Origin of the sequence: Mesorhizobium argentiipisi (SeqCode) (assembly GCF_037179585.1) — a bacterium.
Lineage (GTDB): Bacteria > Pseudomonadota > Alphaproteobacteria > Rhizobiales > Rhizobiaceae > Mesorhizobium > Mesorhizobium argentiipisi.
Genome location: NZ_JAPYKO010000021.1, coordinates 63600 through 89971, shown reverse-complemented (window position 1 = coordinate 89971; position 26372 = coordinate 63600). Strand labels below are relative to the sequence as shown.

Sequence of the window (26372 nt, the reverse complement as noted above, 5' to 3'; positions counted from 1 at the left end):
GGGAACATCGTTTGATCCTGTTGGTTTTGGATCAGCAACTCAACCGAAGGAGACGTCGATGGTGAAGAAAAGTTCGTCCGGCAAGGCGAACGGCCTGGAAAGCCTGTTCGTGGATGGTCTGAAAGACCTCTACTACGCGGAAAAGAAAATTCTGAAGACACTGCCGAAGATGGCCAAGGCGGCGCAGGCAGAAGACGTGAGCGCGGCTTTCGAAAAGCATCGCACCGAGACGGAAGGCCAGGTCGACCGGCTCGAGCAGGTTTTCGAAATGCTCGGCAAGCCGGCACGGGGCAAGACCTGCCCAGCGATTGACGGCATCATCGAAGAGGGTTCGGAAGTCCTCGAGGAATACAAGGACGAGCCGGCGCTCGACGCAGGCCTTGTGGCGGCCGCCCAGGCGGTCGAGCACTATGAAATAGCGCGCTACGGCACGCTGATCGCCTGGGCGGAGCAACTGGGGCTGAAAGACGCCCTCCCCTTGCTGCGCGAGACCCTCAAGGAAGAATCCGCCACCGACGAGGCACTTACCAGACTCGGGGAAAGCGGTGCGAACGAGCGGGCCCTGCAGGCCGCGTAAGGCGCCTGGTGTAAGCTCGTTGCATTGCCAAAGGCCAAGTTTGGCGATGCGGCCCCGGTCTGAGACCGGGGCCACGGTCTTTGGTGACTAACCGCCAGGAGCGTGCAAAGGCGGGGACAGCCTTGAGACCTTTCCGGTCGAAACATGGCGACCGCAGGAGTTCGCTTGGTTGATGTAACGGCCGTGGGCGGCCTGACGACAAAGTGCTCATCACCGAAAACGCAATCACCCGTCGAGACCGAGAATCTTTCTAGCCGGGGCAAGTTGCGCAAGGACTGCTGCGACAAAATTATCGAGAAGGACAGAACGCCGATTGCTGCCGGGAGCCCCAGCTGGGGCAGCCGCGGAAGGCGGTCCTACTTGGAGCCTCGATTCTTGTTGTGGGACTTTCTTGATTTTTACCGCGAAGGATATTGCGATCGTCTGGATCAACCAGGTCAGGCGTATCGCCCCTGAGGTTCGACCCCTTCCGCCGTGCCTCGCGCTCCGCCGCCGATCGCTTCAGCTCCGCTTCGGCTTCGAATTCCTTAGGCGCGTTCTTCGCGTTCTCACGCTCCTCTATGACACGTATCTGCTGATCGTGGGTCTTGCGTCCAGTCATTGCTCGCTCCTGCCTTTTGACGGTATCGGCAGTTGGACTCGATCGTTCCGGCATAGGAGGAGTTTCCTTGGGCAAAATGCGATGGCGAGAATAGGCGGTCCAGCGGCCTGGGCGCCGGCAAGTCGGGGCTCATCTGGACATTGGCAGCGCGCGTGCGGTCGATGCAAAGCGTCTCGAATGACATCGGAAGGCTTCCGTCTCAACTGTCGCGCTGGTGGAGGGCGGCTGGGCTTGTCCGACAATTGCCAGGACCTTCGAAGCCGGAAAGCTCGTCATCCGAGCAGAGCAGCCGCGGGTGCGCCGGATCGGTAATGTCGAGCTTGTCCCAAGGTATGCGATAGACGCCTTGCCGGCGACGCAGTCCGAAGAAATCGAGCAATGCGGTGCCGACGGTCGATGCGGACAGACGTTCCAATGCGGCGAAGATGCCGACATGAAATTCGGTTACGACAAGATCGTCGCCATCCTGCTCGGCGATGATCTCCTCGATATAGCCGATGGTCTTGCCGCGCTCGGAGAACACGGGCCTGCCGGCAAGATGCTCGAGATTCACAGTCGCCATCCTCAGGCTCCCGGGATTCGGCCGACGACGTGATCGCGCAGCCAGTGCTGCCAGGCCAAGATTTTGGTCCTGCGCACGTCCATATCGAATTCGATGTCGACGCCGATGTCGCGCACCTTGTTCCACACGATCCGATGCGGCCTTGCCTGGCGCTTGCCGCTGAGCTTTGCCGCGAGCTGGGCGGTCCATCGCCCAGGCCGTGCGCCAAGCCGGCGCGCCAATGCGATCGAGCCAAGTTCGACGGCAACGAGCCTGGGCGGCTTCCCCAGCCTCAGCTCGGCGACCAGGCCATCAACCTTGCCGATCTTGACCTGCTCGCGATCGACGACCTGCTTGTCCAGTATATCGCGCAGCAGTTGCATCATGTGCCTCCGAATATCTGCAGGGGAATGGTCACAACCGCCAGCACGAAGCCGAGCGCGATGACGAAGATCACGGCCGCGTTGGAAATGACACCGTTGCGATGTTTGCCGACATAGCGGTCGTCGTTCAGCAGGAAAAGGAACGGCACGACCGTCAGCGGCAGGCTGGCCGCGGTCAGTGCCATCGAGAAGATGGTGAGCTTCAACGGGTCTAGACCGAGCGCTATCGGGACGGCGACGAGGAAGAGCGTCAATGTGTAGACGAGGCTGAATCCGGGATCGTCGCGCGGCTTCAGATCCTCACCCCATGTCCAGCCGAATCCCTGTGCGACGAGATAGGCCTGCTGCAAAGCCACTTCGAGAGCGGCTCCGAAACAGGCGATGCCTAGCGAAGCAACGAAAAGGACGAAGCCCCAGAAGCCGAAGATCGGGATCAGCATCAGCGGAAGCTGGTTATAGTCGTTCACTTCGGTAACGCCATGAGCACCGAGAACCAGCGCGGCCACGATCAGCACGGCGACCGAGATCGTCCCTCCGAAGCCCATGCCAAGGCCGGCAATCGCCCGATTGGTGCCGAGGTAACTCTTGTCCCATTGGTCCTCGATCGCGCCCGAGGAATAGAACATGAAAAGGTAAGGCGAGATCGATGCGCCGAGAATGCTGACGGCCATGAACCAGTATTTTGCCGTGTCGTGCTGCGGCAGGCTGGGCACGGCCCCGACCGCCACCTCTTTCCATTCGGGGCGGAGCATCACCGCCCCGACCACGAAGCAGAGCGTGACCAAGCCAAGCATCGATACCCCTTTCTCGATGAGGCCGAACGTGCCTTTCCACAGCAGCAGCCAGGCAAGGAAAGCGACCGGCAAGGCCCACCACTGGAAACCGATTCCTGTGGCAAGCTCGGCGGCAACGGCAACGCCGCCTATCTCAGCGGAAAGCACCAGGAAGTTGACCAGCAAGACCGCAAGCAGCGGCCAAATGAAAGCATGGAAGCCGAAACGTTCGCGAATGCCGTCGACGATGGTGTGATGGCTCACGGCGGCGAACCGGCCAGCCATCTCGACCAGGAAGGCTATGCAGACGGTGCCAAGTACAATCGCCCAGATGAGCTGGTAACCGAACAATGCACCGGCCTGCGCCGCCGTCGCCATCGACCCGACCTCCAGGAAACCACCCACGCTGGTCACGACACCGAGCGAAATTTCCAGAAGCTTCTTCATCGCTGTGGCGCGAAATAGTTTCGATAAGCGGTGGCGAGATCGCCTTGCGCGGCCCGAAGCTCCTGTTGCGCCTGACCGACCTGCGCATGCTGTTCGGCGTGGACCGCATCCTTGGCCCGCTTTGCCGCGTTCGACAGCCGGCTGGCAGCCGCTGCTAACGCATCTCGCTTTGCCGGGTCGGATGCAGCCGCCGATTCCACTTGCCGGCCGGCGTCGGCCAATGTCTCGGCGAAAGATTGCAAGGCAGAGGATGCGTAGTGGGACGGCGCGGCGCCGGAGGTCCAGGCATCGCTCACCAGCACTGCCGCCTGCGCCGTCGAGGCCGCAAGCTTCGATTGCTGATCGACCGTTTCAGATGAGGAGCAGGAGGCAAGCATCGGTGCAAGCACCTGCAGTAGCGCCAGTCTCCACCAGGCAATGCTGCTCAACGGCCTCCCTCGCTACTGCTGCAACATGAAGATAAGGCCGCGCCGATCGGAAGGTTCCGCATGGCGGACCAATTGGACAGCAGTGGCCGTTGGCCAGCTCTGCCAACCGGCCGATTACCAGTGGCTCAGCCTCGCGTCGCCGGCGGCCGAAAGAGCAGCGATCTTGTCGATCATGGCAAGCAGACCTGAGGGCCGTCCGCTGCACCATATGCCTGGCGTCGGGGGACGGTATCGATCAGTGATTTTACAAGGTTTGGGCAAGAAGATTGGACAGGCGCGCTACAGCGTGAGCGCTCTGGTCCATCTAAGGACGGCTTCCCTCACCGGAGGCCTATTCGAACGAGTAGGTAAATCCTTCCGGCGACGCACCCACGGTGACTTTTGCCATCTTCTTGCCCTCGAGCGAGCGGTTGAGCACGCCGCGGCTCAGCTCCGGCAGCAGCGTGTTGGTGAGGATGGCGTCGATCATGCGCCCGCCGGACTCGATCTCGGTGCAGCGCGCCTTGACCAGGTCCATCACACCGTCGCCGATCACCAGTTCGGCATCGTTGGTGGCCTTGAGGCGCTTGGCGATCTTGCCGAACTGGTGCCTGGCGATCGCCTCGATCATGGAATCCGACAACGGGTAGTAAGGTATCGTGACGACCCGGCCGAGGAAGGCCGCCGGGAAGACCTTCAGCAGCGGGGCGCGTAGCGCGGTGTCGAGATCGTCGATGCCGGTCCGCACCGCGCCGTTCTTCGTGCGATCCATGATGACGTCGGAACCGACATTCGAGGTGAGCAGGATCAGCGTATTCTTGAAGTCGATGCGGCGGCCTTCGCTGTCGTCCATCATGCCCTTGTCGAAGACCTGGAAGAAGATCTCGTGCACGTCGGGATGCGCCTTCTCGACCTCGTCGAGCAGGATCACCGAATAGGGTTTCCTGCGCACCGCCTCGGTTAGGATGCCGCCCTTGCCGTAGCCGACATAGCCGGGCGGCGCGCCCTTGAGCGTCGAGACGGTGTGCGCTTCCTGGAACTCCGACATGTTGATCGAGATCAGGTTCTGCTCGCCGCCATAGAGCGTCTCGGCAAGCGCCAGCGCGGTCTCGGTCTTGCCGACGCCGGAGGGGCCGCAAAGCAGGAACACGCCGACCGGCTTTTCCGGCGCGCCGAGGCCGGCGCGGCTGGTCTGCACGCGCTTGGCGATCATCTCCATCGCATGGTCCTGTCCGACGACGCGCTCGGACAGGGTCGCCGCGAGCTTGAGCGCCTTCTCGGTCTGGCTGGAGAGCATGCGGCCGGTCGGGATGCCGGTCCAGTCCTGCACCACGGCGGCAACCGCATTGCGGTCGACCGACGGCAGGATGAGCGGTGTCTCGCCTTGCGCCGCGGCAAGTTCGGCCATCAGTTCGCGCAGTCTCGCCAGGTTGGCAGCGGCTTCGTCTGCCGGCTCGGCGGACACCGCTTCGGCGTTCGCAGCCTTGGCTCCATTGGCTTTCGAGGCCTTGGCCTTCTTGGTCTCGTCAGCCTTGCCATCGCCAATCTTGCTTTCGGGAGCCTTTTGCTCGGGCGTCTTTTCCATGCCCTCCACACTCTCCGTCTCCGCGGCGGCCTCTTTGCCCGCCTCATCGAGCGGCACGCCCTCGCCGCGCAATTTTGCTCGCAGGTCGAGTATTTCGGCGACCAAAGCCTTTTCCCGGTCCCAGCGCGCCTGGGCAGCGGCCAAAGTCGTCTCGGTTTCCGCCAGCCCGCCATCGACGCGGGCCTGCCGGTCGGCCACATCGATGCCGATCGCGGCTTCGCGGCCGATGATGCCGCTCTCGACCTCGAGCGCCTGACGGCGGCGCAGGATGTCCTCGACTTCGGCCGGCGTGGCATGCTGCGAGACCGCGACGCGCGCGCAGGCGGTGTCGAGCAGGCTGACGGCCTTGTCCGGCAGTTGCCTGGCCGGGATATAGCGATGCGAAAGCGAGACCGCCGCCTCGATCGCCTCGTCCAGGATCTGCACCTTGTGGTGCTGCTCCAGGACCCCCGCGACGCCGCGCAGCATCAGCACGGCCACCGCTTCCGAGGGCTCGTCGATCTTGACCACCTGGAAGCGACGGGTGAGCGCCGGATCCTTCTCGATATGCTGTTTGTACTCGGCCCAGGTCGTGGCCGCGATGGTGCGAAGCTCGCCGCGCGCCAATGCCGGTTTCAAGAGATTGGCGGCATCGCCGGTTCCTGCCGCACCGCCGGCCCCGATCAGCGTATGCGCCTCGTCGATGAACAGGATGATCGGCACCTCTGAGGCCTGAACCTCGTCGATGACCGCCTTGAGCCGCTTCTCGAACTCGCCCTTGACGCTGGCACCCGCCTGCATCAGCCCGACATCGAGCATGCGCACGCTGACATTCTGCAACGTCGGCGGCACGTCGCCCTGGGCGATGCGCAGCGCAAAACCCTCCACCACCGCCGTCTTGCCGACGCCGGCCTCGCCGGTCAGGATCGGGTTGTTTTGCCGGCGTCGCATCAGGATGTCGACGATCTGCCTTATTTCCGGATCGCGGCCGACGACCGGATCGATCTTGCCGTCGCGGGCGCGCTGGGTGAGGTCGGTGGCGTATTTCGCCAAAGCCGAATCCCCGCCCGGACCGCGCTTCATCGGCGTCTCGGCGGCGGGCTCGGCGGGCGGTGAGCCGGCTTCGAGCGAGCCTTCGGTGACGTCGGCGAAACGGGAAACGACACCATCCGCGTCGATCTTGTCGAACTCGGCGCTGATCTTGGAGACAAGGCCTTCCAGCGCCGGCGTCTTCAGGCAGGCAAGCAGGATATGAGCGCTGCGCACCTCTTCGACGCCGAACTCCAGCGTCGCCAGGTTCCAACCCTCCTGGATGGCATGGAAGATGTGGTCGGAGAATTCCTCCACCGAGGTGGCGCCATAGGGCAGCTTATCGATGGCGCGGGTCATGTCGGCCGTCAGCCGGCTGACATCCAGTCCGGCGTCGGCGACGATCATCTGGACATCCGAGCGCTCGGACAGCACCAACTGCTGGATGAAATGGGCGAGCTCGACATAGGGATTGCCGCGCAGCTTGGCCGTGTCGGCCGCGGCCTTGAAGGCGCGCACCCCGGTGGCGTTGAGCTTGGCGACCAGTTCCTTACGCTTGAAGCTCTGCGATGACCGGCGCTGTTCCATCGAACCTGCTCCCGCACTCTGCCGACCCTACCCTGCCATATAAGCGGCTGCTTGACAAAGCCGTGCGGCGGATAAGGCGCCGGGCGGCACCGCCCGGTTACACAAGCCTTGCAAACTCGTGGCCAACAAACACGATTGCTGTCCGGGCTATGCGAGCCATTTCACATACCGGGTCCGGCAATCGCGCAATGGGTTTCGCCGAAGAGAACGGTCGCGTTTAGCTTCCGTTAGTTTTTGCGCAGATGCTCAATTGTCGTCGCATGAGGCCAGTGATAACGTCACGTCACATAGGGGTCTCAGGGCCGCTGGCTGGGGGTTGGTGTGATTGATCTCGCACTCTGGCTGAATCCTCTGAACGGTGAGAATCCGTCGGGAGAGGACTTGCGCAGCGACCCGGCCTTTCATGAGCTGGAACGCCTGACCGAGCCTCAGCTCAAGGTTGTTTACGACGGCAACGGCAAACCCACATCGCAATCCAGTCCGGTCGACTGGGCGGCGGTGCTCGAAAAGGCCGAAGAGTTGCGCTCCCGCGGCCGGGACCTGCGCCTGCTGGTCATTGTCGCGCGGGCTTTGGCCAACGAGGAAGGGCTGGCCGGCCTCGCCCAGGGTCTGACGCTCATCGCCAGGACCTTCGACCAGCATTGGGACACGATGCATCCTGCATTGCGGGCGAACGCGCCGCCGCGCGAGGCCGCCTTGCGCCGCATCAACGCGCTGCTCGACCTCCAGAACGCCCAGGAAGGCCTGCTGACCAACTTGCGCGGGGCCGTTTTCTTTTCGCCGCGCCAGGTCGGGCCTATCAGCGGGCGCGACCTGGAACAGGGTGCGCTCGACGAGCGCGTCATGCTGCAGGAAGCGGCCTCGGGGCTGAACGCTGCCGAAAAGGCGGCATTGGTAAGCGCACACAACCAGTTGCTGAACCGGGTGCGCGCCGGATGCGCGGCGCAAATCGATCAGACCGGCGAGGCGATGACGTCGCTGCTGGCCGACGCGCGGGCCGCGATCGCCGCCCTCGACGCGGTGGACGCCGCGCTCAATGCCCGCATCGAAGGCCATGGCGCCACTGTCCCGGAATTGAAGAAGTTCCTGCAGCGTTTGCTGACGACGCTGGAGCGGAATTCCGGTGCCGGCGCCACGGCGAACGGTGCCGCCAAGCCCGCTCCGCAGGCAGCGGCGGAACCAGCAATGCCCGCCCGCAACGGTCATGGAGCCGAGACGATGGCAAGTGTGGCAAGCGCCGTGGAGGCGAGCACCGGTCTGCCGGACCGGATCAACTCGCGCGACGAAGTCGTCAAATGCCTCGACCTCGTCGTCTCCTTCTACGACCGCACCGAGCCGTCCAGTCCCATCCCGCATCTCGCCCGGCGCGTGCGCCGGATGGTGCACATGGATTTCGTGGAACTGATGGAAGATCTCGCCCCGTCGGGGCTGAAGGAATTCCGGCTGCTTGCCGGTGTCCCCGATCCCAAGAAGCCGGCCCAGAAGGATGAAAGGTAGAAAAGCATGCCAGCAGAGAGCAAAGCGAAGGTCATCGAAAGAAACCGCGCGCCGCGCGTGCAGATCGCCTACGACGTCGAAACCTACGGCAGCCCGACAACGATCGAACTGCCATTCGTCATGGCCGTGATGGCCGATCTTGCCGGCGCGTCGCAGACCAAGGAAGCGTCGAAGTCGGTTCTCGACCGCAACTTCGTCGAAACCGACGCCAACCGCTTCCCCAAATTCATGGAAGCGATGGGGCCGCGCGTGAAGGCGCGGGTGAAGAACACGCTGCCGCAGGCCGAGGGCCAGGAGCGTGAGGAAGAGCTCATGGTCGATCTCACCTTCTCGAAGATGGGCGACTTCGCGCCGGACAAGATCGCCGAGCAGGTCCCGCAACTGGCCGAGATCCTGAAGATGCGCCGTCAGCTCGAGGAGCTGCTGGGCTTCATGGACGGCCGCGTCGACGCCGAAAAGCGCATCGCGCAGCTTTTGAACAACGAGCCGTTGCTGAGCAAGATCGCCAGCCAGGCGATGGATGACGGCAAGGGCGAGGAGTAAGTCATGGCCGAACAGCAAAAGACCGCAGCCGCCACCGCCGAGGCGGAAGCCATAGATCTCGGCGAATTCAGTGGACTCCTTGAAAAGGATTTCAAGGTCAAGAAGGACGACAGCGAGAAGCTGCAGCAGCTGGTGCGCAATCTGGCTTTGGCCGCGCAGTCGCGCTCCGAGACCACGACCATCTCTTCCAATGCGATCAAGTCGATCAAGTCGCTGATCGCCGGCATCGACAAGATGCTGACGACGCAGGTCAACGAGATCCTGCATGCGCCGGAAGTGCGCGAGATGGAAGGCACCTGGCGCGGCCTCTGGTACCTGATCAACAACACCGAGACGGACACCAAGCTCAAGATCCGGGTGATGAACATCTCCAAGGAGCAGCTGGCCGACACGCTGGAAGACTATGAAGGCCAGATGTGGGACCAGAGCCCGATCTTCAAGAAGGTCTACACGGACGAGTATTCGATGCTCGGCGGCGAGCCGATCGGCTGCATCATCGGCGCCTACGAGTTCTCCAACCACCCCCGCGACGTCGGCCTGCTGCGCAACATTTCCGGCGTCTGCGCCTCGGCGCACACGCCGTTCATCGCGGCCGCCTCGCCGCGGCTGTTTCGCATGGACAGCTGGCAGGAACTGCCGAACCCGCAGGACCTGCAGATGATCGTGAACAACCCGGCCTATGCCTCATGGCAGTCGCTGCGCGAGAGCGAGGACGCACGCTATATCGGGCTTACCATGCCGCGCGTGCTGGCGCGTTTGCCCTACGGCTCGGAAACCGTTCCGGTGAAGGGCTTCACCTTCGAGGAAGAGGTGGGCGGCGACCACAACAAATATGTCTGGATGAACGCCGCCTTCCCGATGGGCGTCAACATCAACCGCAGCCACAAGCTCTATGGCTGGGGCACGCAGATCCGCGGCGTCGAGAATGGCGGCACGGTGCTCAACCTGCCGGTGCACGCCTTCCCGACCGACGACGGCTCGATCGCGATGAAATGCCCGACCGAGGTCGCCATCGACGACCGGCGCGAGGCGGAACTGGCGAAGCTCGGCCTGATGCCGATCCTGCATCGCAAGAACACCGATCTCGCGGCCTTCATCGGCGCGCATTCGCTGCAGGACGACGAGACGCGCGCCGGGCGACTGGTGGATCCGGACGCGCAGGCGAACGAACGGCTGAGCGCCAACCTGCCTTACCTGTTCCCGGTGTCGCGCTTCGCGCACTACTTGAAGGCGATCGCGCGCGACAAGATCGGTTCGTTCAAGGAACGCACCGACATGCAGATCTGGTTGAGCGAATGGATCAACCGATACGTGCTGGCCAACCCTGCCTTCGCCGACGACAAGGCGCGCGCCAAGCGCCCGCTTGCCGCGGCCGAGGTCCAAGTCGACAGCGTTGAGGGCCGGCCCGGTTACTACAATGCCCGTTTCTACCTGCGTCCGCACTATCAGCTGGAAGGCATCAACGCCTCGCTCCGGCTGGTATCGGAACTGCCGTCGGTGAAGGGCTGAAATCGTTAAGCAAAGCATCTTGTTTCGTAGCGGTGGAGAAAGACAATGCCAGAGAGAACCGATGCGCCTTCGATGAAGATCGACGGCTTCCTGAAAGTCCCGGACATCAAGGGCCCGAGCAAGCGCGACGGCCATGAAGACGAAATCGAGATTCACGGCGTCGACTACAAGATGATCGCGCCTTACGACCCGAATTCGCTGTCGCGGCGCGGCCGCGTGTCGATGGGCATGATCAAATTCTTCAAGCATTACGACAAGTCGTCGCCCTACCTGAAGAAGGCGCTGTTCGAGAACAAGGCGCTGGACGAGGTGGTGTTTTCGGCGCGCCGCACCATCGACGGCGAGACCAGCGACTATCTGGTGGTCACTCTCACCGACGCCTCGATCATGGAATACGACATGCGGCAGGCTCGCGACGAGGCGGACCTGATCGAGGAAGAGGTCAGCTTCGCCTATAAGAAGATCAAGTTCGTCTACGACAAGGACGACGAGATCGAAATGGACGTCTATGTCGGCAAGTGAGGCCAAGCGGCCTGGCGCGAAAGCGCAGCTCGCCGGCAGTTCGCGGGCAAAACGCGAGGCGGTCCAGCCCTCCCTCTGGGACCGCCTCGTAAACGATCTGCCCGGGCTGACGTCGGAGATCGACGGGCTGCGCCGTCTTCTGGACGAAGAACTCGGCGCCGAGCGCGTCGAGGCTCTTCTTGCCGGCAGCGCGCGCGCCATCGATGCCAATGCCGAACTTACATCCGAGCAGAAACGGCGACTGCACAGGCTGGTGTTCCAGACCGAGCATCGCGCGGAGATCGAAAACCGCGGCGTGGTGGTATCGGCACGCGTGCTCAGGGAAGCGGTCCGGCGCGACATAGAAGCCCTGTTCAACACCGAGCGCTTCGAATCCGTCCCGATGCTTTCCGACGCCGAGCATGAACAGCCTTTGGACGAATTGCCGCCGCTCGCCGACTTTCCGGAAGTGCGCCGCAGCGTCGTGAATTACGGCGTGCCGTCCTTTTCAGGCCGCTCGTCGCGGGATTTCGACCGCGATACTTTAGCGCGCGAGATCCGCGCGGTGCTCGCCACTTTCGAGCCGCGTCTCAAGGAAAGCGCCACGACCGTCAACGTCACGCTCGGCGACAAGACTGTCGGCCTCAAGATCGAGATCGACGCCGTGCTGATCATGACACCGACGCCGGAACGCATGCGGCTGCGCACCACGATCAATCTCGACAACGGTCTGGCGCGAACCGAATTCCGGGAGACCTGAGATGGATCGGGTCTTCGTGGAGTATTACGAAGAGGAACTGACCCATATCCGCGCGCTGGCCGCGGAATTCGCCGACATGCATCCGGCGGTGGCCCGCAACCTTTCTCTCGAGACCGTCCCCTGTCCCGATCCGTATGTCGAACGGCTGCTCGACGGCGTGGCCTTTCTTGCCGCGCGCACGCGGCTCAAGGTCGACGCGGAGCGGTCACGCTTTTCGCGCGCCGTGCTCGACGTGCTCTATCCGGACCTGGTGACGCCGGCGCCGGCGACGGCGATGGCCGTGCTGAAACCCGGACAGCAGGTGCAGTCGATGATCGCTGGCCATGCCGTCGCGCGCGGCACGCGGCTGGTCTCCAGCCTGCATCCGGGGCTTTCGACACGCTCGACCTTCACCACCGCGCAAGAGGTCACGCTGTGGCCGATTGCGATCAATTCGGTCAGCTATTTCCAGGATCGCAGCGCGCTGGCCGCCGCCGGGATCGCCCCGGTCGGCGGCCAGCGCGGCGAAGCGGCGTTCCGCATCGCGTTCGCGCGAACCGGAAAAGGCAAGCTCAGCGAATTGTCGCTCGACCGTCTCGACCTCTATTTCACCGGACGCACCAAGGCGCCGCTCATCTTCGACGCGATCTTCGGCGCCTGCGTAGCCGTCGGCGCGCGGGCGGAAGGCAAACCCAATCCGCTCACCGCGCTGCCGGAACCCGAAATGATCGGCATCCACGACGATGAAGCGCTGATGCCGCGCACGCGGCCGACCTTCGAGGGATACCGGCTGCTGCGCGAATATTTCATGATCCCCGAGCGCTTCCACTATGTGCGCGTTGCCGGCCTGCAGCCGGTGGTGCGCACATGCGATGGGGGAATGGAGATCATCTTCCTGTTCCGGCGTCCGGTGCCGGAACTCGCCGACGTGACGGCGGCCGATTTCGAGCTGTTCGCGACCCCGATCATCAATCTCTTCGAACGCGAGTGCAACGTCATCGAGATCGATCCGCGGCGGACGCGCCAGGTGCTGCATGCCGACCGCACGCGGGCGCGCGACTTCGAGATCTTCCGCGTCACCCGTGTGGAGGACGCCGACGCTGAAGGCAGCGAGGCGATCATTCCCGAACTGTTCAGCCTGGGGCAGAACCGCGGCAGCGGCTGGGTCTATTCGGCCGAGCGGCGCCCGCGGCGGGCCACGGAGGATGAGCGGCGCGACGGTCTGACCCGCACCTCCTACACCGGCGACGACGTCTTCCTCGCTATCTCGCGGCCGGCCGGAAGCCAACCCAACCGTGCGCTCAAGCGGCTCGACGTGATGGCGCTCTGCACCAACCGCGACCTGCCGATCCTCGACGATACGCCATCGCTAACGCTGGAGACCGCCGACCCGGTGGAAGCGGTGCGGTTGCTGGGTGCGCTGCGGCCGCCGCAGCCGGCGATCCCGGCGGCGCTGCCGGCCGGCGCCGAAGGCGAATCCCGCGCCGACAATCTCGCCTGGCGGCTGGTGGCGCAGCTCTCGCTCAATTTCCTCAGTCTCGCCAAGGAAGGCCGCGGCGTCGATCCGCTGCACGCCTTGCTCGACCTCTACGCCGATCGCGGCGATCCGAGTCTTGCCCGCAACGTGCATTCGATCACCCGCATCGATTCGCGACCGGTGATCGAGCGGCTCAAGATTGACGGACCGATGTGTTTCGGCCGCGGCACCGAGGTGACGCTGCATGTCGACCAGTCGGTATTGGCGGGCCAGAGCACGCTGCTGCTTTCGGCCCTGCTTGCGCGGCTGTTCGCCCGCCATGCCGGGATAAATGGTTTCGTACGGACGCGTACGCGGTTGCTGCAGAAGCAGGAGGATGTGCCATGGCCGATGACGCCCGGCAATCGCTACCTGATCTAGCGCAACCGGCCCCGAATGAAGCAGAGGCGCTGTCGGAGAGCTTCGACTTCTTCGAGCTGCTGCGCCGCCTGGAGCAGCGACGCGGACTGTTCGGGCATTCCGGAACCGCCGACCGCGAGCCGGCAAGGCTCGGCCAGCATGTGCGCCTGAGCTTCTCGGCCAGAGACGTGATCAAATTCCAGGATGCTGGCGAAAAGGCTCCGGCGCGGGTGACCGTCGCCAATCTCGGCCTGCTCGGGCCGGAAGGGCCGATGCCGCTGCATCTGACGCGCTGGGTGCTCGACCGGCTGTCGCAGCGCTGGTTCACCGGCGCCGACGCCGAGCAGACCAGCGACACGACCTTCGTCGACTTCGTCAACATCCTGCAGCATCGCATGATCGCGCTCTACTATCGCGCCTGGGCGGATGCGCATCCGGCGGTGCAGGTCGAACGTTCGGTCGGCGGGCGTGTGCGCGCCATGCTGGAGGCCATGGCCGGCATCGGCCTTCCCGGCACGCAGGATCCTGAGCTCCACACGGTGCGGCTGCGCCAGGCCGGATCGCTGGCCAACCAAGTCGACGGCGCGGAGCGGCTGACGCTGTTTCTCGCCACAGCCTTCAAGGTGCCGGTTGAGATCAAGGAATTCGTCGCCGCCTGGATCACGATTCCCACAGCGCTGCAGAGCCGCATCGGCAAGGCCTATGCGGCGCTCGGCGGCGGCGCGACAATCGGCCCGCGCGTCTTCAGCCGGCAGAGCCGGATCGAATTGCGCGTCGGCCCGCTGAGCCTCGACGACTTCAAATCGTTCCTGCCCGGAGAACGGCGCCTTGCCCTGTTCCAGAAGGCGGTGCGAGATATGATCGGCGAGGCGCTGGACGTCGATCTGCGCATCGTGCTCGCGCGTGATAAGGTGCCGGCGCCGAAGATGGGAACCATCCAGCTCGGCCGGACTTCCTGGCTTTCGCGCCCTGCCGAAAAGGGCGATGCCGACGATCTCAGGCTGCGCACCATCGTCGGTTGGCGACCGGACATGGCGGAGGCAGCCTGATGAGCCTGCTGCTGACCCTGGAACAAGGCCCGCGCTCGCAGGTGGTCAGACAGGCCCGGCTGGACGAAGGCGAGCTGGTGATCGGCCGCAGCGCCGATGCCGGCTGGCAGATCGACGACCCGGACATGTTCGTCTCACGCGCGCATTGCAAGATCAGCGGCGGCCGCGACGGCTATTACGTCACCGACACGTCGAGCAGCGGGCTGTTCATCGACGATTCCGACAGCCCGCTCGGCACGGGCAGGTCGACGCGCCTGCAAAGCGGCATGCGGCTGCGCATGGGTGACTATGTGCTCCATGTCGAGGTGCAGCCCGGCGCCGGCCGCACGTCGATCGGTCAGGCGCCGATCGCCAACGCCGCGCCGGCATGGTCGCCACAATCGCGGCCGCCAGCCAGCATCGGCGGCGACGACTTCTTCTCGGCCAAGGTCGCGGAAGAGCCGCAGCGGCCGCGCCCGGCAGGACTGCCCGATCCGTTCGAGCAGCCTGTGCCCGGAGCTTACGATCGCACTTCCAACCAGCGCAGCTCGCCCGCCTTCGACGACCCGTTCAGCCTCGATCCGGTGGCGACGCCGGCATCGAACGAAGAGCCCGCCGTCGGCCGGTCGGATCCGTTCGGCTTCGGCGACATGCCATTGCGCAGCGATATGCCCGAACCCGCGGCGAAACCGTCCGGCTTCGACGATTTCAGCTTCGGACCGGCCGCGGCGCGCGCTTCCGGCAACAGCGCCGATCCAGCCGATCGCGTCGAAAAGGCCGCAGAGAAGGCGAAGGCCGCCCGTCCGCGGGAGATGCCGGTGCAGGCCGAAGCGTCAGCGCCGCCGCCGCGCCGTGTTCCTAAACCGTCACGCCCGACGTCACCGGCGGCCAGCGACATGGCGCTGCGCGCCGCGTTCCTGCGCGGCATGGGCGTCGAGGAGGCCGATTTCCCCGGACGCGACCCGGTCGCCGAAATGGAAAAATTCGGGCGGGAATACCGGCTGATGCTCGATGGCCTGATGCAGCTCCTGCGCAAGCGCGCCGAGGAGAAGGGAAGCGCGCGTGTCGCCCAGACCATGGTCGGCGCGTCCGAGGTCAACCCGCTCAAATTCCTGCCGACGGTCGAAGATGTCATCGTCACCATCATCGCGGAACGCAGTCCCGGCTTTCTCTCCGGCGAGGCGGCAATCGGCGACGCGGTGAAGGACCTCGCGCAGCACCACGTGCGCGCTTGGCGCGGCGTGCAGGCGGCGCTTCGGCGCATGATCGACCGCTTCGATCCGGCCGTGATCGAGGAAGAACTCAAATCCAATTCCGCGATCGGCAATCTGCTTGCCGGCGGGCGCAATGCCAAGCTGTGGGAGCTCTACCGGAAACGCCATCGCGACATCGCCCAAAGCGCGGAATCCAGCTTCCTGGGCGAGATCGGCGCAGACTTCAGGGACGCATATGAAGAGGAGTAGGGACATGATCGACAGACGTGAATTCATCGTCGCCATCGGCGCGACGGGGCTGCTTGCGGCTTGCCAGAGCGGCCCGCCGAAACCATCGGTCATCACGGTCAACGTGACCGGTGGCGCCGGCATGAATCCGGGACCGGGCGGCGGCGACAGGCCGGTGACCGTGCTGGTGATGCGGCTTGCCAGCACCGGCAAGTTCAACTCGGCCGATTATTTCGCACTGCAGGGCGATGCCGGCTCGGCGCTGGGCGCCGACCTCATCGGATCGGACGCGATCTCGGTCGCTCCGGGCAAGACGGCGGCCAAGACCATCACGGTCGAACCGAACGCGACGGCGCTGGGCTTCGTCGCGCTGATCCGCGAGCCCGGCGGACGCAACTGGCGCACGACCAAGTCGGTATCGCCGGGGTCGAAATTCACCATCAACGTCAGCCTCGGCAGGGGCGGCATTTCCGCCTGACGGCGAGACAAGCACGGCAGTGCAGAGAGCAGTGGCATGAGCGACGCAAACAGGGTGCTGTGGTCCGAGGGACTCTTCTTGAGAACCCAGCACTTCCAGCAGCAGGACCGGTTTTTCGAGGGGATGGTGCGCGGCGCCTTGCAGGCCGGCCAGCTCCATACGTTCGGCTTCCAGCAGCTGACGCTCGACCAGTCGCTGCTCGACGCCGGCCAGGTGTCGATCGTGTCCGCCCGAGGCATCTTCCCGGACGGCACGCCCTTCTCCATCCCGGAACTGATGGACGCGCCGAAGCCGCTGCCGGTCACGGCCGACACCGGCGCCGGGTCGGTGCTGGTGGCCTTGCCGCTGGAGCCGCCCGGCGGCGTCGGCTTCGATCCGGCGCATGCCGCATCGACGGGCGCGCGCTACCACGGCAAGATCGTTGCGGTGCGCGATGCCGTGCAGGGCGGCGCCGATCCGGAGGAGATCGAGATCGCGCTGCCGCAAGCGGTGCTGCTGGCGCCCGGCAAATCGGTCGGCGGCTACACGGCGCTGCCGGTCGCCGACATCAAAGGCGTGCGCGCCGATGGCGGCGTCTCGCTCGACCAGGCCTTCCTGCCGCCGACGCTGATCACCGGCGCCGTCCACTGGTATCGGCAATTGCTGCAGGAGGTCGTCACCGGCCTCGACCAGATCGCCGAGGCGCATGGCAAGATGGTGATGGGCGGGGCCGGCCGCAGCGTCGAGGACCTTTTGATGCTGCATCTCGCCAATGCCGCGCGGCCGCGCCTTGCGCATATGCTGGCGCAGGATGTCTTCCATCCGGCCGAGCTCTATCTCGAGCTTGCCGGCCTTGCCGGCGAGATGGCCACCTACGGCTCGAGCTCGCGGCGGCTCGGCGAATTGCCGGCCTACGACCACATGGCGCCCGGCCCCGCCTATATGGCGCTGGCGGACGCCTTGCGTTCGCTCATCCTCAGCCTGCGCCACATCGAGCCGAAATCGCGCGCGCTGCCGGTCATGCGGCACGCGACCAATGTGTGGAAGGTACGCATCGACAACCCGAAACTGCTGGTCGCCAGCCGCATCGTCATCCGCGTCGGCTCCGAGCTTTCGGAAGACGCGCTGCGCAAGATCTTCGTCAACCAGGCGACGGTCGGCTCCGCCGACCAGTTCGAAGGCCTGTGGAAGTCGCGCCTGCCGGGCATTCCGCTGAAGCCGCTGCATTCGCAGCCGCGCGAGATCCCTTATGACGGCGACCGGCTGTGCCTGGAGTTGGACCAGAAGAGTGAGCATTGGGCTTCGCTGCTCGACGCCCCCGGCTTCGTCATCGGCGTTTCCGGTGTGCTGCCGAGCGAGCCGCAGGTCGACTGCTATTCGGTGAACAGGTGAGGCCATGAGCCGGGATGATCCTTTCGGACTGTCGGAGGATCGCGAGCGCACACGCATCCGCCTGACCGGTGCCGCGCCCCGGCCGATGGCGCCGCTGGCGCCGGGGGCGCCGGTCAAGCGGGCGCGCGCGCATCCCAATACGCTGATCAACATCTTCGCGCCGCTGCTCGAATTCGCGCCGGAGCTCGAAAGCGCGCTGGCGCCGGAGAACCCGGAGGTGATGCGCACGCGCCTGCTCGACGAGCTGGTGCGGGCGCGCGACGCCGCTGTTGCCGCAGGCTCATCGCTGGAGCGCGCGGACCAGGCCGCATGGGCGGTGGCGGCGCTGCTCGACGATCTCGCCCTCAACACGCCATGGGGCGGCGCCAGCGCCTGGCCGCGACAGCCGCTGGTCGTCATGCTGCGCGGCGACGTCGATGCCGGCACCCAGTTCTTCACACGCCTCGACGAGCTGGAGCGGCATCCTAACCGCGACCGCGAGATGCTGGAGCTGCAATATTACTGCCTGGCGCTCGGCTTTCGCGGCAAATACCGGGTGCCCGGCCGCGCCGGCGACCGTTCGCTCAACGCCGTGCGCGTGGCGGCGGCGCGCTTCCTGCGCAATGCGGATGCCGAGGACGCGCCGCTGTCGCCGAACTGGAAAGGCGTGATCGCCTCCGACGAGCCGCCGCGCTTCATCGTGCCCATTTGGGTGATGGCGCTTGGCGCGATCGTCGTCGCCGCAGCCGCCTATATCGGCCTGTCGATGGGCCTGAGCAGCCAGGCGGTCGAGCTCTCCGCGCTGGTGCGCACGCTGCCGCCGGCCTCGCGCGGCGACATCACCCGCGCCGCGCCCAAGCAGGATGCGCCCGCGCCCGAGCCGCAACCGGTCGATTTCGCGCTGCTGCCGGAGTTCAAGGCCGAAGCGCCGGACAACCTCAAAGGAGCGCTCAGCGGCACCGAGAGCGTCTCGCTGGCGAAGCTCATTATCCAGTCCTCAAATCCTGAGCTCTTCCAGTCCTCCCGACCGACGCTGACGGCAGGATATGAACCGCTGATCGCAGCGATCGCCAAGGTGATCCTGGATAACAAGGAGCTGATCGGAAAGATAACCATCGTCGGCCATACCGACAATGTGCGCCTGCAAAAGTCCAACCCGCTGGCCAGCAACCAGCGTCTGTCGGAAGCGCGCGCCGAAACCATAGCCAAACTTCTGGTGCAGGCCGGCGTGCCGCAGGAGAGCATCTCTTCCGAGGGGCGCGCCGAAACGGATCCGGTGGCCGACAACTCGACGCGCGAGGGCCGCGCGCTCAACCGGCGCGTCGAGGTTCTGGTCGAGAAGAGGCTCTGAGATGTTCATCCTGCGCTTTCTCTGGGCCGTCATCACCTCGCGTTTTCTGTGGACGCTGATCGGCATCGCGCTGCTTTCGCTGCTGATCTGGGTGTTCGGCCCGATCGTGCAGGTCGGACCATACGCGCCGTTCGAATCCGAAAATGTGCGCATCGCCATCATCGCTGGGCTGATCATCCTGTGGCTGATCTGGCTGATTGTCGCGCAACGCCGCGCGATCCGCGCCAACCGCATGTTCGTCGCCGAGATCGCGGCGCCCGTCGCCGAAAAGCAGCTCACGCCCGGCGAGGAAAGCGTCGCCGCCGTCGGCGCCAAATTCGGCGAGGTGATGGCCGAGCTCAAGCGGCGCAAGCTCGGCGGCCGGAAATTCCTGCGCGAGATGCCCTGGTATGTGATCGTCGGTCCGCCGGCCACCGGCAAGACCACGGCATTGCGCCAATCCGGCCTCAATTTCCCGATCGACCTCACCGACGATCTGCAGGGCGTCGGCGGCACGCGCAATTGCGACTGGTTCTTCTCCGAGAACGCGGTGCTGATCGATACAGCGGGCCGTTACGTCCAGCAGGAAAGCCAGCCGGATGTCGACGCGGCGGAGTGGCTGGGTTTCCTCGAGCTCTTGAAGAAGCATCGGGGCCGCCGCGCGCTCAACGGCGTCATTGTTGCGCTCTCGATCGACGCGCTGTCGGAGGGCGACGACGCGATCAAGGCGCATGGCAGAAAGATTCGCCGTCGGCTGGCGGAGCTGAACGATCGGCTGGAGATCCGCCTGCCCGTCTACCTGATGCTGACCAAAGCCGACCTGATCAAAGGGTTCGAAGCGTTCTTCGGCGGCTTGTCGACCACGGCCCGCGAGCAGGTCTGGGGAACCACTTTCCCGCTCGACGCCCGCGTCAACGCCGGCACGATCCAGACGGAACTTGCCAGGCTTGCCGCCGAACTGGAACGCCGGCTGGTGCCGCGGCTCGAGGACGAGGACAAGCTCGGCCAGCGCGCCGAAATCTTCCGCTTCCCGGCGCAGCTTGCCAGCCTCTCCGAACCGATCCAGGTGCTGGTCGAGGCGATGTTCGGCGAGAGCCGCTACGAGGAAGCCGCCTGGCTGCGCGGCCTCTATCTGACGTCGGCGACGCAGGAAGGCGCGCCGATCGACCGGCTGACCGCGGCGCTGTCCTCTTCCTTCGGGCTGCCGCCGCGTCGCGCGATGCCTGCCGCACGTGTCGAGAAGCGCAGCTTCTTCCTCAGGAACCTTCTGACCGAGGTGATCTTCAAGGAAGCCGGCCTCGGCACATTCGATCCGCTGGCGCAGCGTCGCCGTGCTTGGATCTGGCGCGGGGCGGCGGCCGCCTGCGGGCTTGCGGCGCTGCTCGCCGGCGGACTGTTCACCTGGTCCTATCTCGACAACCGCAATGCGATCACCGAACAGGCCGGCCAGTTCGAAGCGTTGCAGCAGCCGCTGACCGACGTCGCCGCCACGCCGGCCGCGGTCGAGCAGCCGACCATGGACGGCGCGCTGGCGGCGATGGAGGCGGTGGCGGCGGCCAGAACCGCGCCGCCGGATGCGATCCATAACCTTCTCGGTCCGACCGCTTCGGCCGAGCTGGTGCGCGCGCAGACCGACACTTACGACCATGCGCTGCGCAACGTGCTGGAGCCGCATATGGTCGCGCTGCTGGAAGCCACGATGTGGCGGCAGATCCGCGATCCGGATTTCATGCTCGGCGCGCTGAAGACCTACCGCATGATGACCGGCCTGTCGCAGATGGACACCGATTTCGTGCAGAACTGGTGGGTGAACAGCCTGCCGCAATTTGCGCCTGCCGCACCCTTCCCGACCGCAGACGCCGAAGAGCACCAGCTTGCCGCGATCCGCCGCATGGCCGTCGACGACAGCTACATCGCGCCGGACAAGGAACTGGTCGCCGAAGCGCTGGAGACGGTGTGCACGATCTCGCTACCGGAGCGCGCCTACAAGCAGCTTCTGGCCGACCCGGAAGTGGCGGCGGTCAAGGAATGGGTGCCGGCCAATTTCGCCGGACCGAACGGCGCCAAGGTGTTCGCGCGCCGCTCGGACAAGACGCTGCGTGTCGGCGTACCAGGCCCTTACACCTATGCCGGCTTCCACGACGCAATCCTCGACCGGGTCGAGGATGTCGCCGGACAGGCAGCGCTCGACCGCGCCGTGTTTGCCGGCGGCTGCTCCGAGAATTCGGAGACGTCGGTTTCGGCGCTGTCGGAAGACATCCTCAAGCTCTATTACGACGACTATATCGCGCAGTGGGACAGTTTCCTGCGCGACATGCGGCTGGCGCCGCTGACGGACCTCAACGTCGCCAGCGAGAACCTCAAGGACCTTTCCAGCGCCGACTCGGCGCTGAAGCGGCTGCTGACCGCGGTGGTGCAGGAGACCGACCTCACCCGCTCCGACGACGCGGCGGCCGACGACAAAAGCGGCGCCGCCAAGACCGGTTCGAAGCTGCTCAGCAAGCTCGGCAAATTGGGCAAGGTGGTGAAAACGGGCGCGAAGCTCCTGCCCCGCGCAGGCTCGGCCGACCAGGTCGACATGACCGGGAGCCTGGTGGCCGAGCATTTCAAGCCGCTCAAGGGCACGATCGCCCAGGTCGACGGCCAGCCGCCTGCGCTCGACGCCGCCGTCGTGGCGCTGACGGCGCTGTCCAATGTGCTGCAGACGGTAACCGCCAACCCCGATCCGCAGGACGCCATCAAGAAACAGGGCGGGCTTGCCGAACTGACAGGCGCGGTCGCGAGACAAGCGCAGATCCTGCCTTCGCCGATCAATGACTGGCTGGGCGGAATTGCCGGCGACACAAGCGGCCTGTCGCAGAAGGCCGTCACCAATGAGCTCAACGCCATCTGGCGCGCAGACATCCTGCCCTTTTGCCAGGCCGCGCTCAACAACCGCTATCCGTTCAGCCCGGACAGCGCGGTCGACGTCAATGTGCGCGATTTCCAGCGCCTGTTCGGGCCGACCGGGCTGATCGATGCCTTCACCAACGACCATTTGATCAACTATGTCGACACCGCCAGTGAGCCGTGGAAATGGCGTGCCGATTTCGGCCTCGACCCGGCGGCACTCGCGGCGTTCGAGCAGGCACGGCATATCCGCGACGATCTCTTCCCCGGCGGCACCGGACCGGTGATGAATTTTACCCTGGAGCCGAAGGACCTGTCGCCCAATGTGGCGCGGGTGACGCTCAACCTCGATGGCCAGTACCTCGTTTATTACAACAACGCGACCAGGCCGCAGCCGATGACATGGCCCGGCAAGGACGGCACCGGGGTGATTTCGCTCGCCTTCCAGCCCGTCGACGGCTCACCCGAAGTGATGCTCAACGAAACTGGCAGCTGGGCATGGCTGAGGATGCTGCGGGGCGGCCGCTTTAACGCGACCAAGCTCACCGACGTCTACAGCCTGCGGCTCGGCACCAAGGGGATGTGGGCCGATTTCGAGCTCAAGGCGGCCAGCGTCGAGAACCCTTACACGCTCGAAATGTTCAAGAAGTTCACATGTCCGCCGCAGATCTGATCCTGCCCGGCTTCTATGGCAAGATGCCTGCCGCCGGCGATTTCGTCACGCGCCGGCTGCCGGGCGATTTCGTGCGCGTGTGGGACCGCTGGCTGGCGCAGCACATCGTGCCGCTGTTCGGGGCAGAGACCTGGCCGGCGGACACGGCGCTGCGGTTCCTTAGCGGCCCCGCTTCGTTCGGCGCTGCGGCTGGCATCGTGCTGCAGAGCGCGGACAGGGTCGGCCGGCAATTTCCATTGAGCGTCGTCGCCCGACTTTCGGAGGCGCCGCTGAAGCTGGCCTATTCGGACGGTTGGTTCTATGGCATCGAAGCCGCCGCCTTCGCCGCGCAACGGGGCGAGCTCACTCCCGACGAGCTCGACTCGGCCGTGGCCGCCATGCCGGTTCCGCTTGTCGAAGGCGAGGGCGATGTCGTCGACGACCTGGTTATGTGGACCGCGCATACGGATATTTTCGACGTCGATCCGCAGGCGCCTCAATCGACGCTGGAGCAGATCTTCGCCGCTAGTTGGGAGACCAGCTGATGTGGCAGGTCGAGAACGACACGCCGTTCATAGCAAGCGGGCTCTGGACCAGAGGCCGGGACGGAGGCGAGGTCTGGATGGTCGCCGTACGATGCAGCCTGCGCGTCAATCCGGATGGGACAACGGCTGTCGCCGATGAACAAGAGCCTCCGGTCGTGGCCCCCAAATTCGGCATCGGGCCGGGCGCCGGCAGTCTGGTGTACGATTCCGATTTCTACCTGACGAAACCGACGACCGACGTGCTGCTGCGCGGCCATGCCTACGCTGTTGGGGGCAAACCCGCGACGTCCGTGGACGTGAGTTTGAGAATAGGTGACCTGCAAAAATCTCTCCGAGTCACCGGGGATCGCGTCTACCAGCACTCAGTGTCCGGTGTCAGTGTCAGATCGCCGCAGCCTTTCATGCGCATGCCGCTGGTCTACGAGCGCGCGTATGGCGGGTGCGAGCCCGATCCGGTCAAGGATCCGGAGCGGCCCCACTTCGATCAATACAACCCAGTCGGGACCGGACTGGTGCCCGTGCCCGGCAAGATCGCTCCGAATATTGAAACCTTGGGCTCTAACGGTGGCAGCAAGGCGGCCGGTTTCGGACCGATCCCCGCGCATTGGCGCCAGCGTGCCCAACACGCCGGCACCTATGATGAAGCGTGGCAGAAAAATCGCTTCCCGCTCTATCCGTTCGACCTGGATGACCGCTTCTTTCTTTGCTCTCCCGAGGACCAGCGACCGAAACATTTCTTCCGAGGGGGAGAGCCTGTGGAATTGCTGAACCTGACGCCGACCGGGCGGATGGCGTTTATTCTGCCTCGCCTCGCCTTCCGTTTTGAAACGGACATCAAGGGCAAGCCGCGTATTACGCACCGGGGGACCCTGCACACCGTCATCCTCGAGCCGGACGTACCGCGGGTGGTGCTGGTCTGGCGAACCTCGTTGCCGGCGCACGCCGATGTGCAACGGCTGGACCGGACGCGCGTGAGCCTGTTGTCGGTGACGAATGCACACCCGCGCTCGGTCCCATCCGGGATCGATGAGGGTTGGCGCGATCCTGAAGAAGAAGGCGGTTGAGGGCGGTGAGAGTGGTGCTTATCGGATCAGGAGCCCGAACGGCCGTTGGCATGACAGCTGCGGCGACGGCTGCCGCCGTGCGTGCCGGTATTGCCGGTTTCGGCGAACATCCCTTCGTAGTGGACACTGCCGGCAAGAGCATGATTGTGGCTTTGGCACCATACGTCGACATAGATGTGAGGGGCGCCGCCAGGTTGGCGGAACTGGCAGCGCTTGCCGCGGCTGAGGCCGTCGGACCTTCATCGGTACCTTGGGCCGGGGAACTGCCGGTTTCCCTATTCGTCGGTTTGCCGCCTGCGCGTCCGGGCCGCGAAAGCGACCTGGCTCCCATCGTCATCGCCCGGTTGCGCGAGGAACTAGGCCCCCTCTGCCGCATCGACAAAACCGTCGTCATCGAATCTGGGCACGCCGCCGGAACGATGGCGATCGAAAGGGCATGGCAGGCGTTGCGGTCAGGCGCCAGCGAGTTCGCGCTGGCGGGTGGCGTCGATTCCTACCTGGAGCCAGAAACGCTGGAATGGCTGGAAGAAAACGATCAGGTTCACTCGGCCGGTGCGGAGAACAATGCCTATGGTTTCATCCCCGGTGAGGCCGCGGGATTTGTGTTGCTGACGACCACAGCCGCGGCTCAAAGATACCAGCTCTCAGCGGCGCTGGAGCTTATGTCGGTCGCCTTCGCCCACGAAACCAAACTGATCAAGACCGATGCGGTGTGCACCGGCGAAGGCCTGCTAGCGATGTTTCGAATCCTGGCCGGCGACCCGCCCGCAATCAAGGTGGATCATCTTTATTGCGATTTGAACGGCGAGCCTTACCGGGCGGACGAGTTTGGCTTTGCGAGCATCCGCGCGGCCGAGCTGTTCCGCGCGCCCGACGCCTTTACGGCACCGGCGGATTGCTGGGGCGATGTGGGGGCGGCTTCCGGTCCGCTGCTGCTCATGCTGGCCGAGGCGGCTACCAGGAAACGCTACGCCGCAGGACCTGTCCTAGCGGCATTCACGAGTTCGGAGTCGGGCGAACGCTGCGGGTTCCTCGTCCACGATCGCACGGAGGCATAGGCCCGCTGATGTCGGTAACCGTCAAGATCAACGGCACGATGAACGGAATCGTCCACAAGGGCAGCTCCGACTTCGCGATGAGCACGGCTCCCGACGTGTGCAAGACACCCAGCCCAGGCGGACCTGTGCCCATCCCATATCCCATCATCATTTCGAACGCCAGCGACCTGGCCAATGGCACCACCACGGTGACGGCGGACGGGAACTCCTGCGCCATCAAGGGCTCTGAACTCAGTCGCTGTTCGGGGGATGAGGCGGGAACCGCCGGCGGCGTCGTGTCGAGCACCTTTATCAAGGAGGCGACGTGGATCACGTATTCCTTCGATGTGAAGATGGACGGGGCAAACGTGTGCCGGTTCAGCGACAAGCTGAAGATGAATCACGGCAACACGATCTGTATGGCGGGAATCATACCAGACGTGTGCAATGCCGGCGACAATCCGATGGTCATCAAATGCTCCGACTACAAGGAAGAGAGAAACAAAGAGAAGCGCGAATGCGATATAAAGTGTATGTGCGCCAAATGCCTGGAGATGAACAACCAGGGGAATTTTCGGCGTCAGGCCTCGCACGCACCTCGCTCAGGCGGGCGGAAGAGCCTGCGAAAGCTAGGTAACGCAGGGGCCAACGCCTACCGCAAGGCGTTGACCGATCGGCTCAACGCTGGCGAAACGCCCAACGATATCAGGGACAACTTCGTGCACAAATGCGCGCATGAAAGGTGGAAGGAACAGGGCGCCAAACCCAACTTGCCCGGAATGAGTCCCGACCACATGAAAGAAATCCAGGTCGGCGGTCTGACCAAGGACTTCTCGAACCTGAAGATGATGCCGTCCAAGCCGAACGAATGGATGGGTTCGAAGATGAAGGGGTTTAAGACCACGGATTTCACGTACGCGAACGGAAAAAAGGTCAAGGCGCACACGGGCGTCGCACTCGATTGTTGCAAATAGACGAGGAC

22 protein-coding genes are annotated in these 26372 nt (G+C 64.6%); 17 read left to right on the top strand and 5 right to left on the bottom strand.

Annotated features, from left to right (window positions below; all coding sequences use genetic code 11):
* Positions 1 to 58 precede the first annotated feature (58 nt).
* A complete protein-coding gene (locus tag O7A05_RS24785; protein WP_337095549.1) occupies positions 59 to 577 on the top strand; it encodes a YciE/YciF ferroxidase family protein in 519 nt (172 codons plus the stop codon).
* Between the two features lie 800 nt (positions 578 to 1377).
* Here O7A05_RS24785 and O7A05_RS24775 read toward each other — a convergent pair.
* The 5 genes from O7A05_RS24775 to tssH form a co-directional block, all read right to left on the bottom strand.
* Positions 1378 to 1740: a hypothetical protein gene (locus O7A05_RS24775; RefSeq protein ID WP_337095548.1), complete on the bottom strand. Its 363-nt coding sequence runs from the start codon at positions 1738 to 1740 to the stop codon at positions 1378 to 1380.
* 2 nt (positions 1741 to 1742) lie between these two features.
* Positions 1743 to 2102, bottom strand: coding sequence for a hypothetical protein (locus O7A05_RS24770; protein WP_337095547.1), 360 nt, complete (start codon positions 2100 to 2102; stop codon positions 1743 to 1745).
* Entirely contained in the window at positions 2102 to 3322 is a 1221-nt protein-coding gene (locus O7A05_RS24765; RefSeq protein ID WP_337095545.1) for an NRAMP family divalent metal transporter, read from the bottom strand. Before O7A05_RS24765 ends, O7A05_RS24770 begins: the two co-directional genes overlap by 1 nt.
* The gene (locus tag O7A05_RS24760; protein ID WP_337095544.1) at positions 3319 to 3750 is read right to left on the bottom strand and encodes a hypothetical protein; all 432 of its coding nucleotides are present in this window, start codon (positions 3748 to 3750) and stop codon (positions 3319 to 3321) included. Before O7A05_RS24760 ends, O7A05_RS24765 begins: the two co-directional genes overlap by 4 nt.
* Before the next feature lie 331 nt (positions 3751 to 4081).
* Positions 4082 to 6910: a type VI secretion system ATPase TssH gene (tssH, locus tag O7A05_RS24755; RefSeq protein ID WP_337095543.1), complete on the bottom strand. Its 2829-nt coding sequence runs from the start codon at positions 6908 to 6910 to the stop codon at positions 4082 to 4084.
* Between the two features lie 321 nt (positions 6911 to 7231).
* Here tssH and tssA point away from each other — a divergent pair, with 321 nt between their 5' ends.
* The 16 genes from tssA (at position 7232) to O7A05_RS24675 (ending at position 26364) form a co-directional block, all read left to right on the top strand.
* Positions 7232 to 8407, top strand: coding sequence for a type VI secretion system protein TssA (gene tssA / locus O7A05_RS24750; protein ID WP_337095542.1), 1176 nt, complete (start codon positions 7232 to 7234; stop codon positions 8405 to 8407).
* A gap of 6 nt (positions 8408 to 8413) precedes the next feature.
* The gene (gene tssB / locus O7A05_RS24745; RefSeq protein ID WP_095765809.1) at positions 8414 to 8950 is read left to right on the top strand and encodes a type VI secretion system contractile sheath small subunit; all 537 of its coding nucleotides are present in this window, start codon (positions 8414 to 8416) and stop codon (positions 8948 to 8950) included.
* A gap of 3 nt (positions 8951 to 8953) precedes the next feature.
* Entirely contained in the window at positions 8954 to 10459 is a 1506-nt protein-coding gene (gene tssC / locus O7A05_RS24740; RefSeq protein ID WP_337095541.1) for a type VI secretion system contractile sheath large subunit, read from the top strand.
* A 72-nt stretch (positions 10460 to 10531) separates the two neighbouring features.
* Complete coding sequence (locus tag O7A05_RS24735) at positions 10532 to 10981, top strand: Hcp family type VI secretion system effector (RefSeq protein ID WP_164772067.1); 450 nt, start codon at positions 10532 to 10534, stop codon at positions 10979 to 10981.
* Positions 10968 to 11720: a type VI secretion system baseplate subunit TssE gene (tssE, locus tag O7A05_RS24730; protein ID WP_337095540.1), complete on the top strand. Its 753-nt coding sequence runs from the start codon at positions 10968 to 10970 to the stop codon at positions 11718 to 11720. The genes O7A05_RS24735 and tssE overlap by 14 nt, the downstream gene beginning before the upstream one ends.
* A 1-nt stretch (position 11721) precedes the next feature.
* Positions 11722 to 13596 (top strand): type VI secretion system baseplate subunit TssF, encoded by a 1875-nt coding sequence (gene tssF, locus O7A05_RS24725; protein WP_337095539.1) that lies wholly within the window; start codon positions 11722 to 11724, stop codon positions 13594 to 13596.
* On the top strand, positions 13560 to 14624 hold the full coding sequence (gene tssG, locus O7A05_RS24720; RefSeq protein WP_337095538.1) for a type VI secretion system baseplate subunit TssG: 1065 nt from the start codon (positions 13560 to 13562) through the stop codon (positions 14622 to 14624). Before tssF ends, tssG begins: the two co-directional genes overlap by 37 nt.
* Complete coding sequence (gene tagH, locus O7A05_RS24715) at positions 14624 to 16066, top strand: type VI secretion system-associated FHA domain protein TagH (protein WP_337095537.1); 1443 nt, start codon at positions 14624 to 14626, stop codon at positions 16064 to 16066. Before tssG ends, tagH begins: the two co-directional genes overlap by 1 nt.
* Positions 16067 to 16070: 4 nt before the next feature.
* Positions 16071 to 16523, top strand: coding sequence for a type VI secretion system lipoprotein TssJ (gene tssJ, locus O7A05_RS24710; RefSeq protein ID WP_337095536.1), 453 nt, complete (start codon positions 16071 to 16073; stop codon positions 16521 to 16523).
* A gap of 36 nt (positions 16524 to 16559) precedes the next feature.
* Positions 16560 to 17894, top strand: coding sequence for a type VI secretion system baseplate subunit TssK (gene tssK, locus O7A05_RS24705; RefSeq protein WP_337095535.1), 1335 nt, complete (start codon positions 16560 to 16562; stop codon positions 17892 to 17894).
* A gap of 4 nt (positions 17895 to 17898) precedes the next feature.
* Complete coding sequence (gene tssL / locus O7A05_RS24700) at positions 17899 to 19224, top strand: type VI secretion system protein TssL, long form (protein ID WP_337095534.1); 1326 nt, start codon at positions 17899 to 17901, stop codon at positions 19222 to 19224.
* Between the two features lies 1 nt (position 19225).
* A complete protein-coding gene (gene tssM / locus O7A05_RS24695; RefSeq protein WP_337095533.1) occupies positions 19226 to 22765 on the top strand; it encodes a type VI secretion system membrane subunit TssM in 3540 nt (1179 codons plus the stop codon).
* Complete coding sequence (gene tagF / locus O7A05_RS24690; RefSeq protein ID WP_337095532.1) at positions 22747 to 23289, top strand: type VI secretion system-associated protein TagF; 543 nt, start codon at positions 22747 to 22749, stop codon at positions 23287 to 23289. The genes tssM and tagF overlap by 19 nt, the downstream gene beginning before the upstream one ends.
* Positions 23289 to 24353, top strand: a complete 1065-nt coding sequence (locus tag O7A05_RS24685) for a DUF2169 family type VI secretion system accessory protein (RefSeq protein ID WP_337095531.1) — start codon at positions 23289 to 23291, stop codon at positions 24351 to 24353. The genes tagF and O7A05_RS24685 overlap by 1 nt, the downstream gene beginning before the upstream one ends.
* Before the next feature lie 50 nt (positions 24354 to 24403).
* Complete coding sequence (locus O7A05_RS24680) at positions 24404 to 25411, top strand: beta-ketoacyl synthase N-terminal-like domain-containing protein (RefSeq protein WP_337095530.1); 1008 nt, start codon at positions 24404 to 24406, stop codon at positions 25409 to 25411.
* An 8-nt stretch (positions 25412 to 25419) separates the two neighbouring features.
* Complete coding sequence (locus tag O7A05_RS24675) at positions 25420 to 26364, top strand: DUF4150 domain-containing protein (protein ID WP_337095529.1); 945 nt, start codon at positions 25420 to 25422, stop codon at positions 26362 to 26364.
* The last annotated feature ends 8 nt before the right edge of the window (positions 26365 to 26372 follow it).

What these genes read in the sequence shown, in the direction of transcription:
- tssK (WP_337095535.1), top strand. Translation starts at nt 16,560, where the DNA reads ATGAGCGACGCAAACAGGGTGCTGTGGTCCGAGGGACTCTTCTTGAGA.
- tssC (WP_337095541.1), top strand. Translation starts at nt 8,954, where the DNA reads ATGGCCGAACAGCAAAAGACCGCAGCCGCCACCGCCGAGGCGGAAGCC.
- O7A05_RS24735 (WP_164772067.1), top strand. Translation starts at nt 10,532, where the DNA reads ATGAAGATCGACGGCTTCCTGAAAGTCCCGGACATCAAGGGCCCGAGC.
- tssE (WP_337095540.1), top strand. Translation starts at nt 10,968, where the DNA reads ATGTCGGCAAGTGAGGCCAAGCGGCCTGGCGCGAAAGCGCAGCTCGCC.
- tagH (WP_337095537.1), top strand. Translation starts at nt 14,624, where the DNA reads ATGAGCCTGCTGCTGACCCTGGAACAAGGCCCGCGCTCGCAGGTGGTC.
- O7A05_RS24775 (WP_337095548.1), bottom strand. Translation starts at nt 1,740, where the DNA reads ATGGCGACTGTGAATCTCGAGCATCTTGCCGGCAGGCCCGTGTTCTCC.
- O7A05_RS24675 (WP_337095529.1), top strand. Translation starts at nt 25,420, where the DNA reads ATGTCGGTAACCGTCAAGATCAACGGCACGATGAACGGAATCGTCCAC.
- O7A05_RS24765 (WP_337095545.1), bottom strand. Translation starts at nt 3,322, where the DNA reads ATGAAGAAGCTTCTGGAAATTTCGCTCGGTGTCGTGACCAGCGTGGGT.
- O7A05_RS24785 (WP_337095549.1), top strand. Translation starts at nt 59, where the DNA reads ATGGTGAAGAAAAGTTCGTCCGGCAAGGCGAACGGCCTGGAAAGCCTG.
- tssH (WP_337095543.1), bottom strand. Translation starts at nt 6,910, where the DNA reads ATGGAACAGCGCCGGTCATCGCAGAGCTTCAAGCGTAAGGAACTGGTC.
- tssL (WP_337095534.1), top strand. Translation starts at nt 17,899, where the DNA reads ATGAGCCGGGATGATCCTTTCGGACTGTCGGAGGATCGCGAGCGCACA.
- O7A05_RS24770 (WP_337095547.1), bottom strand. Translation starts at nt 2,102, where the DNA reads ATGCAACTGCTGCGCGATATACTGGACAAGCAGGTCGTCGATCGCGAG.
- tssJ (WP_337095536.1), top strand. Translation starts at nt 16,071, where the DNA reads ATGATCGACAGACGTGAATTCATCGTCGCCATCGGCGCGACGGGGCTG.
- tssG (WP_337095538.1), top strand. Translation starts at nt 13,560, where the DNA reads ATGGCCGATGACGCCCGGCAATCGCTACCTGATCTAGCGCAACCGGCC.
- O7A05_RS24685 (WP_337095531.1), top strand. Translation starts at nt 23,289, where the DNA reads ATGTGGCAGGTCGAGAACGACACGCCGTTCATAGCAAGCGGGCTCTGG.
- tssF (WP_337095539.1), top strand. Translation starts at nt 11,722, where the DNA reads ATGGATCGGGTCTTCGTGGAGTATTACGAAGAGGAACTGACCCATATC.
- tssB (WP_095765809.1), top strand. Translation starts at nt 8,414, where the DNA reads ATGCCAGCAGAGAGCAAAGCGAAGGTCATCGAAAGAAACCGCGCGCCG.
- tssM (WP_337095533.1), top strand. Translation starts at nt 19,226, where the DNA reads ATGTTCATCCTGCGCTTTCTCTGGGCCGTCATCACCTCGCGTTTTCTG.
- O7A05_RS24680 (WP_337095530.1), top strand. Translation starts at nt 24,404, where the DNA reads ATGACAGCTGCGGCGACGGCTGCCGCCGTGCGTGCCGGTATTGCCGGT.
- tagF (WP_337095532.1), top strand. Translation starts at nt 22,747, where the DNA reads ATGTCCGCCGCAGATCTGATCCTGCCCGGCTTCTATGGCAAGATGCCT.